The sequence below is a fragment of the Allofournierella sp. genome (genome assembly GCF_017889395.1).
GTDB lineage: Bacteria > Bacillota > Clostridia > Oscillospirales > Ruminococcaceae > Allofournierella.
The window spans coordinates 1-7,789 of sequence record NZ_JAGHKE010000100.1; the positions used below are offsets into that span (position 1 = coordinate 1).

8 protein-coding genes are annotated in these 7,789 nt (G+C 61.1%); 4 read left to right on the forward strand and 4 right to left on the reverse strand.

What is annotated here, in order from left to right; all coding sequences use genetic code 11:
• Positions 1 to 157 precede the first annotated feature (157 nt).
• The 4 genes from J7G73_RS11565 to aroF form a co-directional block, all read right to left on the reverse strand.
• On the reverse strand, positions 158 to 1,309 hold the full coding sequence (locus tag J7G73_RS11565; RefSeq protein ID WP_291246356.1) for an FAD:protein FMN transferase: 1,152 nt from the start codon (positions 1,307 to 1,309) through the stop codon (positions 158 to 160).
• A gap of 143 nt (positions 1,310 to 1,452) precedes the next feature.
• Positions 1,453 to 2,547: a hypothetical protein gene (locus J7G73_RS11570; RefSeq protein WP_291246357.1), complete on the reverse strand. Its 1,095-nt coding sequence runs from the start codon at positions 2,545 to 2,547 to the stop codon at positions 1,453 to 1,455.
• Between the two features lie 179 nt (positions 2,548 to 2,726).
• Positions 2,727 to 3,146: a DUF3783 domain-containing protein gene (locus J7G73_RS11575; RefSeq protein ID WP_291246358.1), complete on the reverse strand. Its 420-nt coding sequence runs from the start codon at positions 3,144 to 3,146 to the stop codon at positions 2,727 to 2,729.
• A 74-nt stretch (positions 3,147 to 3,220) separates the two neighbouring features.
• A complete protein-coding gene (gene aroF, locus J7G73_RS11580; protein ID WP_291246359.1) occupies positions 3,221 to 4,234 on the reverse strand; it encodes a 3-deoxy-7-phosphoheptulonate synthase in 1,014 nt (337 codons plus the stop codon).
• A gap of 403 nt (positions 4,235 to 4,637) precedes the next feature.
• Between aroF and ybaK the strand changes: the two genes are divergently transcribed.
• From ybaK to J7G73_RS11600, 4 genes are all read left to right on the forward strand, one after another.
• Complete coding sequence (ybaK, locus tag J7G73_RS11585) at positions 4,638 to 5,123, forward strand: Cys-tRNA(Pro) deacylase (RefSeq protein WP_291246360.1); 486 nt, start codon at positions 4,638 to 4,640, stop codon at positions 5,121 to 5,123.
• A gap of 345 nt (positions 5,124 to 5,468) precedes the next feature.
• Positions 5,469 to 5,972: a 5-(carboxyamino)imidazole ribonucleotide mutase gene (gene purE, locus J7G73_RS11590; RefSeq protein WP_291246361.1), complete on the forward strand. Its 504-nt coding sequence runs from the start codon at positions 5,469 to 5,471 to the stop codon at positions 5,970 to 5,972.
• A gap of 69 nt (positions 5,973 to 6,041) precedes the next feature.
• Positions 6,042 to 6,749, forward strand: coding sequence for a phosphoribosylaminoimidazolesuccinocarboxamide synthase (gene purC / locus J7G73_RS11595; RefSeq protein ID WP_087180958.1), 708 nt, complete (start codon positions 6,042 to 6,044; stop codon positions 6,747 to 6,749).
• A gap of 18 nt (positions 6,750 to 6,767) precedes the next feature.
• Positions 6,768 to 7,789 (forward strand): amidophosphoribosyltransferase (locus tag J7G73_RS11600; RefSeq protein WP_291246362.1); only part of this gene is annotated, 1,022 nt, incomplete at its 3' end.

Genomic DNA, 7,789 nt, shown 5'->3' on the forward strand with positions numbered 1-7,789 from the left:
CAGCGGGCCGGGCTTTCGGTGGAGGACCTGCTGCGCCTGTTCCGGGAGAACGCGGGCAAGCAGCTGGACGACGACCGCATCCTGCTTTCCGGCGAATAAACAAAACAGAAAATCCCCCTGGAATCTTGGATTCCAGGGGGATTTTTGTTGGAAACGATCAGGGCTCGTAGCCCTCCAGCGTGGCCTTGACGGAATCGCCGAAGCCGGAGGAGTAGACCACCGAGCCGTCCTTTGTCATCCACATGGCCTCCACACCGTCCAGGCTTTCCACCAGCGCCTGCCCGTCCTCCAGCGACAGGCAGAACAGGCCGGTGGACAAACAGTCGCCCAGGCCGGAATCCGGCACCAGCACCGCCACGGCGGAGAAGTGGTCCGCAGGCATCAGAGTGTCCGGGTCGATGATGTGGTTGTAGCGCTTGCCGTCCACCTCATAGAAGCGCTGGTAGTCGCCGCTGGTCACCAGCGCCATGTCCTCCATGTAAACGGACACCAGATAGGGCGCATCGTTCACCACCTGACCGGCCAGCTCTGCCGAGGCCCAGGGATCCTGAATGCCGGCGGTCCACCGGCTGCCGTCCGGCTTATGGCCGATGGTGCGCACGTTGCCGCCCACGCTCAGAATGGCGCTGGAAAGGCCGCGCTCCTCGGCGGCCCGGGCTACCATTTCCACCGCGTAGCCCTTGCCCACGCTGCCCACGTCCAGCTGCAGCTGATCGTCGGCAAAGTAGACGGTGCCGGCCTCTTCATCCAGCACCAGATCGTCGATGCTGCAATGCTCGCTGGCAGCGGTCAGCTGCTCCATGGGGGGCAGCTGGGCGCTGTCCGGGTCGTTGAGGCCCGCTTCCCGGTAGTCGTGCCAGATGCTCAGCACCGCGCCGAAGGCAACGTTCATTTTGCCGCTGGTGGTCTTGTACATCTCTTTGGATTCCACCAGCAGGTCCATGATCCGCTGATCCACCGCCACAGGCCTCTGCGCGGCGCTGCGGTTCAGGTCATACAGGTTGGTCACGCCCTCGTAGTGGTTGTAGATATCGTACAGCTGGTGGTATTCGGCCAGATCCTGATGCAAAGCGTCCATCTGTCGGTCCCATTCCTCCTCGCTGGGGGCGTAGCCGATCACGGTGGTCACGGTGTCGAACACATCATACCAGCTGGCGGTGTATTTCTCCCAGCCGGCCATGGCTGGGTCGGCGCTGGTCGAGGCAGTCTGAGAGACGGAAACAGACGAGGAAGCGGGGCTGCCGCAGCCGGCCAGTGAAGCGGCCAGCAGCACGGCGGCACAGCCCGCGCAGAGAAGGCGTTTTACCATAAGCAACAAAGATCCTCCGTGTGAAGATTCGGGCTGTGCGCCGAAGGGCGTGCCCGGATAGAAAAAACAGAAAACGGCCAGACCGCCGGGGCCTGGCCGTTTTTTCATTTTAACAGATCACGCCGTGATGCGCAAGCTGCTGATCAGGCCAGAGCCTTGGCAACAGCGTTGTTGAACTCGCGAACGTCCATGGTGCAGGAAGCAGCGATGTCGGCGTCGGTGGGACCATTGTGGCCCTCAGCGTTGGTCTCAACAGCAGCCACGTCGGCAGCGGTCTTGCCAACCAGCCAAGCAGCGTAGGCGTTGGCCTGCTCGTACCACTCCTTCTTGATCTCAGAAGCGATGGTCATGCCGTAGTCTTCCTTCTGGGTCTGCTTGGGAACGATGGTCTCGTCCTTAGCGGTCACAACACCCTCTTCGGTGGTGTTGAACTTGGCCTGGGTGCAATCCCAGATGCTGCTGGTGATCTTGCCGTCAGCGTCGGTGGTCACAGCGGCGTAGGTGGTATCGGTCTGAACCAGGCCCTCGCCCTCGTTGTCAGCGGGCTGAACAGCGGAAGAGCTGAACTCGGTGGACAGACCCAGAGCCAGGGTGTCGTCAGCGGAAGCGCCCAGAACCTGAGCGTTCTCGGTAGCCTGAGCAATGGCCTCGATGAAATCGGTCACGCCCATGGTGCAGGAAGCAGCGATGTCGGCGTCAACAGGGCCGTTGTGAGCATCGGGATTGGTCTCGATGGCGCGAACTTCCTCAGCGGTCATGCCAACCACGTACTCAGCGAAGGCGTTGGCCTGCTCGTACCACTCTTTGCCGATGGGGGAAGCGCCCTTCATGTTGTAGTCTTCCTTCAGCTCCTGCTTGGACTTGAAGGTAGCGGAGGTGTCGAAGGAGCCGTCATTCTTAACAGCAACCTTGTTCTGGGCAACATCCAGCTTGCAGCTGATGATCTTGCCGTCCTCGCCAACCAGAACGGCGGCGGCGGTGCTGTCAACCTGAGCCTTGCCGTCAGCGTCGGCGTCAGCGTCGGAAACGCTGGTGCTGGAAACGATGGCCATACCGGTCTTCACGCCAGCCTCGGTAGCAGCAGCCTCAGAGGAAGCAGCCTCGGAGGAAGCGGCCTCAGAAGAAGTAGCAGTGGAAGAAGCGGTGGAAGTGGAAGTAGCGGTGCTGGAAGCGCCGCCGCAGGCTACCAGGCTGAAAGCCAGGCAGGCAGCCATGACCAAAGCAATAGCTTTTTTCATGATGTTGTTACTCCTCTCGATAATAAAATCGCACAAACATATCCCATCTGCACAAGGATGGGAAACAGCTTTATTATAGTTTCCTGATAGATGTTTGTCAATGTAAAAGGGCGCTGTAAAAAATGACAGTTTGGTTGCAAAATGCATAAAATCATGCGCATTTTACATAAAATATAAGATTATTGCTCTTTTTGTGCAGCTTTTGCGGCGACACGGGCGGCAAAGGCCTCCCGCTCCTGCTCAAGCTCCGCCAGCAGAGCCGCCAGGGTCCAGCTCTGGTTGGTGGGGGTGACCATGGCCTTCAGGGGGATGGAAACGCCACCGGCCCGCAGCCGGTTCAAAAAGGAATCCAGCTGGGCACGGTCCAGCCCGTTCATGATGAGGGCGGCGGGGTAGTTTGCTTCAATGGCGGGGGCGCTGGCAGAACCGGGGCCGCCGCACAGGCTTGCAATGGTGCGGCCGGTATCGGCGGGGGTCACCGGGGTCAGGGCCAGGCCCTCGGCCCGGCAGGCATCGGCCAGAGCGGCAAAACCGGGTTCGGTGTCGGGGTAGTTCCATACCAGCGCACAGGGCGCCAGCGGACGGATGCGTGCTTTCATGAAAGGCTCCTTTCGCCTCCGGGGAGGCTTCAACCATAGTTTGTGTGGGTTGCGGGTCGTTTATGCCGGGCGGGTCAGTTCACTTCCTTGCCGAAGAAGGCGGCTTCGCGGGTGATATCCTGCATCAGGGCGTCGAACTGGGGGCAGGTCAGGCTCTGGGCGCCGTCACACTTGGCCCGGGCCGGGTCGTTGTGCACCTCGATCATCAAACCGTCCGCACCGGCGGCCACCGCGGCCTTGGCCAGCGGCTCCACCATCCAGTTGATGCCCGCCGCATGGCTGGGGTCGATGACCACCGGCAGATGGCTCATGTGCTTGAGCATGGGCACAGCGGAGATGTCCAGGGTGTTGCGCATGCTGTTCTCGAAGGTGCGGATGCCCCGCTCGCACAGAATCACCTGCTCGCAGCCCTCGGCCATGATGTACTCGGCGCTCATCACGAACTCCTCCAGCGTGGCGGAAAGGCCCCGCTTGAGCAGCACCGGCTTGCCCATGCGGCCCACTGCTTTGAGCAGCTCGAAGTTCTGCATGTTCCGAGCGCCCACCTGAATCAGGTCCACGTCCTCAAACAGGGGGATGTGCTCGTTGTTCATGATCTCGGTCACGATGGGCATGCCGGTTTTGGCACGGGCGTGACGCAGCAGCTCCAGGCCCTCGGCCCGCATGCCCTGGAAGGAGTAGGGGGAGGTGCGGGGCTTGAAGGCACCGCCGCGCAACAGGCTCGCGCCGCTTTTCTGAACCTCACCGGCCACCAGGCAGATCTGCTCCTCGCTTTCCACGCTGCAGGGCCCGGCGATCACCGCGAAGTGTCTGCCGCCGATTTTTGTGTTGCCGATCTGGACAACGGTGTCCTGGGGGTGGAACTTGCGGTTGGCCTTTTTGTAGGGCTCCGAGATGCGGCGCACCTGGTCCACTGCCGGGTTGGCCAGCACCCAGCTCTCGGCCACGGCCTTGGTGTCGCCCACCAGGCCCAGAATGTGCTCCTGCTCACCCAGGCTTTCGTGGATGGAAAGGCCCATGGCCTCCAGCTCGGCGCGCAGCGCGCGCACCGCGGATTCGTTTGCGTCCTTTTTCAAAATGATGATCATGTCAAACACTCCTCTATGTAAGATGAAAGGGGCAGGCCCGCAAAGAAAAAAGCCGGGGACCTGCTTGCTGCAAGCCCCCGGCTGGGTCGTACCGGCAAAACCGATGCGAGGCGCGTTATACCGCCCGGGAATGTTCACAGCAAACCAAGACCTTGCCATAAAAAGCAAAGCCATAATAATAGTTTGCGGTAAACAGTCGAGCCATGAGAAAATATCCTCGCATTTGGTTAAGTTAGGCCTAGCATACCACCGGGAAAAGCGGTTGTCAAGAAAAAATTTATCCGGCTAAATCGGCATGGGGCGGTTGCGGGAAAAAAGCGAACGCATTATAATAGGTGAAAACAAGGGCGATCCCGCATCATTCCGGGCGGTATTGCCCAAGAGCCAAAAGGAGGCATGAGCCATGGCAGCCAAGCAGACCAAGACCAACGCCATGCGCAAGCTGGAAACCGAGAAGGTGGCCTACACCTTCCATGAATACAACCACGAGGACGGCGCCATCGACGGGGTGTCGGTGGCAAACAAGCTGGGGCAGGACCCGGCCCGGGTGTTCAAGACGCTGGTCACCCAGGGGGCGAGCAAGAATTTTTATGTGTTTGTGATCCCGGTGGCCGCCGAGCTGGACCTGAAAAAGGCCGCGAAGGCGGTGGGGGAGAAGAGCGTGGCCATGCTGCACGTGGCGGACCTGCTCAAGACCACCGGCTACATCCGGGGCGGCTGCAGCCCGGTGGGCATGAAAAAGCAGTTCGTCACCGTGATCGACGCTTCCGCCCAGGACAAGCCCACCGTGATGGTGAGCGCCGGGCGTATCGGCGCGCAGGTGGAGCTGGCCCCTGCCGACCTGGCCCGGGTGACCAAAGCCCGCTTTGAAAGTATTACATTTGCGTGAAAATAATACAGCATAAGTAATACTACGACGGTTGACAATTGGTAAATACGCCAAAAAACAATGGGGAATATTCAACAACCCGGCGAAACTTCTGAAAATGGAATCACGGGGTGCAAAGCGGTTGCATTTTGTCGGCCGGGCCTGCTAAACTAGGATTGTAAAATTCTTGTTAGGGGGTGCACCCATGAAGCGCGGATTCATTGAGATGAAGGGTTACAAAGCCGGTTTTGCAGCGCTGTTTGGGGAGAAAAGCACCCATAACGCAATCCTTGCCGAATAAAGGGCCGTAGTGCATGCGCACTGCGGTCTTTTTCGTTGGCGTTTCATCTGGGAGGGTTTCAAAACATGGAACAGAAAAAAGTAGCGATCCTGATGGGCAGCGACAGCGACTGGCCGGTGGTCAAGGCCGCCGCAGCCGAGCTCAAGCGCCTGGGCATCCCCTGCGAGGCGCACATCCTCAGCGCCCACCGCACCCCGGCGGCTGCCGCTGAATTTGCCAAAAACGCCCGTGCCGCGGGCTTCGGCGCCATCATCTGCGCCGCGGGCATGGCCGCCCACCTGGCGGGCGCCATCGCCGCCAACACCACCCTGCCGGTGATCGGCATTCCCATGAAGGGCGGCGCGGTGGACGGTCTGGACGCGCTGCTGGCCACGGTACAGATGCCCAGCGGTATCCCGGTGGCCACCGTTGCCCTGAACGGCGCCAAGAACGCCGCCATCCTGGCCGCCCAGATGCTGGCCATCACCGACGAGGCCCTGGCCGCCAAGCTGGACGCCGACCGGGCCGCCATGGCCGAGCAGATCGCCGCCAAGGAAGAGAAGCTGCAGGCCGAGCTGGCCACGCTGTAAGGCGGAGCAATCCAAACAAAGCTTTTATTATTTAATTTTTATTGATGATATCAAAAGGAGCAGAGAACCATGAACAAGCTGGAGCAGTTGTACGAAGGTAAAGCCAAGAAAGTATTCGCCACCGAGGACCCCAACCTGGTCATCGTGGATTACAAGGACGACGCCACCGCAGGCGACGGCGCCAAGAAGGGCACCATCCGCGGCAAGGGCGTTGTGAACAACAAGCTCTCCAACAACCTGATGAAGATGCTGGCCGAGCAGGGCGTGCCCACCCACTTTGTGGAGGAGCTGAGCGACCGTGAGACCCTGGTGAAGAAGGTCTCCATCGTTCCTCTGGAGGTCATCGTGCGCAACGTGGCCGCCGGCAGCTTCTCCAAGCGCTACGGCGTGGAAGAGGGCACCATCTTCAAGGCTCCCACCCTGGAGTTCAGCTACAAGAACGACGATCTGCACGATCCCCTGATCAACCACTACCATGCTCTGGCTCTGGAGCTGGCCACCCAGGAAGAGATCGACACCATCTCCGCTTACGCCTTCAAGGTGAACGAGATCCTGAGCAAGTACCTGCTGCAGTTCAACATCCGCCTGATCGACTTCAAGCTGGAGTTCGGCCGTCTGGCCGACGGCACCATCGTGCTGGCCGACGAGATCAGCCCCGACACCTGCCGTTTCTGGGACGCCACCACCGGCGCTCACCTGGACAAGGACCTGTTCCGCCGCGATCTGGGCGGTGAGGAAGAGGCTTACCAGGAAGTAATGAAGCGCCTGCTGGGCTAATAGAAAGGAATGCGGCCGATGTTCGATTACCTGGAAAGCAAGATCCACGATGAATGCGGCGTGTTCGCCGTTTACAGCCGCGACGAGGACATGGACGTGGTGGCCGATACCTACTACGGCCTGTACGCGCTGCAGCACCGCGGTCAGGAGAGCTGCGGCATCGCCGTGAATGAGGACGGCGTGATCCGCAGCCATAAAGACCTGGGGCTGGTGAACGAGGTGTTCACCCCCGAGGTGATCCGCCGCCTGGGCAAGGGCCAGATGGCTCTGGGCCACTGCCGCTACGCCCCCTACAAGGACCGCACCCGGTCCAGCAGCCAGCCCATGCTGGTGCGCCACATCAAGGGCACCATGGCTCTGGCCTTCAACGGTCAGCTCACCAATGCGGTGGAGCTGCGGGAGGAGCTGGAGCTGAAGGGCGGCATCTTCCACACCACCAGCGACATTGAGGTCATCGCCTACGCCATCACCCGTGCCCGGCTGAACGCCGGCAGCATTCAGGAGGCGGTGGAGAAGGCGGTGGACCGGCTCACCGGCGCTTACTCCCTGGTGGTCATGAGCCCCCGCAAGATCGTGGCGGCCCGTGACCCGCAGGGCATCCGCCCCCTGTGCCTGGGCAAGATCGGCAACAGCGACGTGATCGCCAGCGAGAGCTGCGCCATCCACGCCGCGGGCGGCGAATTCGTGCGGGACATCGCCCCCGGCGAGATCGTGGTCATCAACGAGGAGGGCGTGCACAGCATCGCCCACGCCTGCGGCCAGAAGACCGGCCTGTGCGTGTTCGAGTATGTGTACTTCGCCCGGCCCGACTCCGTGATCGACGGCGCTTCCGTCCACCGTGCCCGCCGCCGTGCGGGCGCCTTCCTGGCACTGGAGCATCCGGTGCAGGCGGACGTGGTCATCGGCGCGCCGGACTCCGGCCTGGACGCTGCCCTGGGCTACGCCCAGCAGAGCGGCATCCCCTACGGCATCGGCTTTTTGAAGAACAAATACATCGGGCGCACCTTCATCCAGCCCAGCCAGAAGCTGCGGGAGAACAC

What these genes read in the sequence shown, in the direction of transcription:
- J7G73_RS11565 (WP_291246356.1), bottom strand. Translation starts at nt 1,309, where the DNA reads ATGGTAAAACGCCTTCTCTGCGCGGGCTGTGCCGCCGTGCTGCTGGCC.
- J7G73_RS11570 (WP_291246357.1), bottom strand. Translation starts at nt 2,547, where the DNA reads ATGAAAAAAGCTATTGCTTTGGTCATGGCTGCCTGCCTGGCTTTCAGC.
- J7G73_RS11575 (WP_291246358.1), bottom strand. Translation starts at nt 3,146, where the DNA reads ATGAAAGCACGCATCCGTCCGCTGGCGCCCTGTGCGCTGGTATGGAAC.
- aroF (WP_291246359.1), bottom strand. Translation starts at nt 4,234, where the DNA reads ATGATCATCATTTTGAAAAAGGACGCAAACGAATCCGCGGTGCGCGCG.
- ybaK (WP_291246360.1), top strand. Translation starts at nt 4,638, where the DNA reads ATGGCAGCCAAGCAGACCAAGACCAACGCCATGCGCAAGCTGGAAACC.
- purE (WP_291246361.1), top strand. Translation starts at nt 5,469, where the DNA reads ATGGAACAGAAAAAAGTAGCGATCCTGATGGGCAGCGACAGCGACTGG.
- purC (WP_087180958.1), top strand. Translation starts at nt 6,042, where the DNA reads ATGAACAAGCTGGAGCAGTTGTACGAAGGTAAAGCCAAGAAAGTATTC.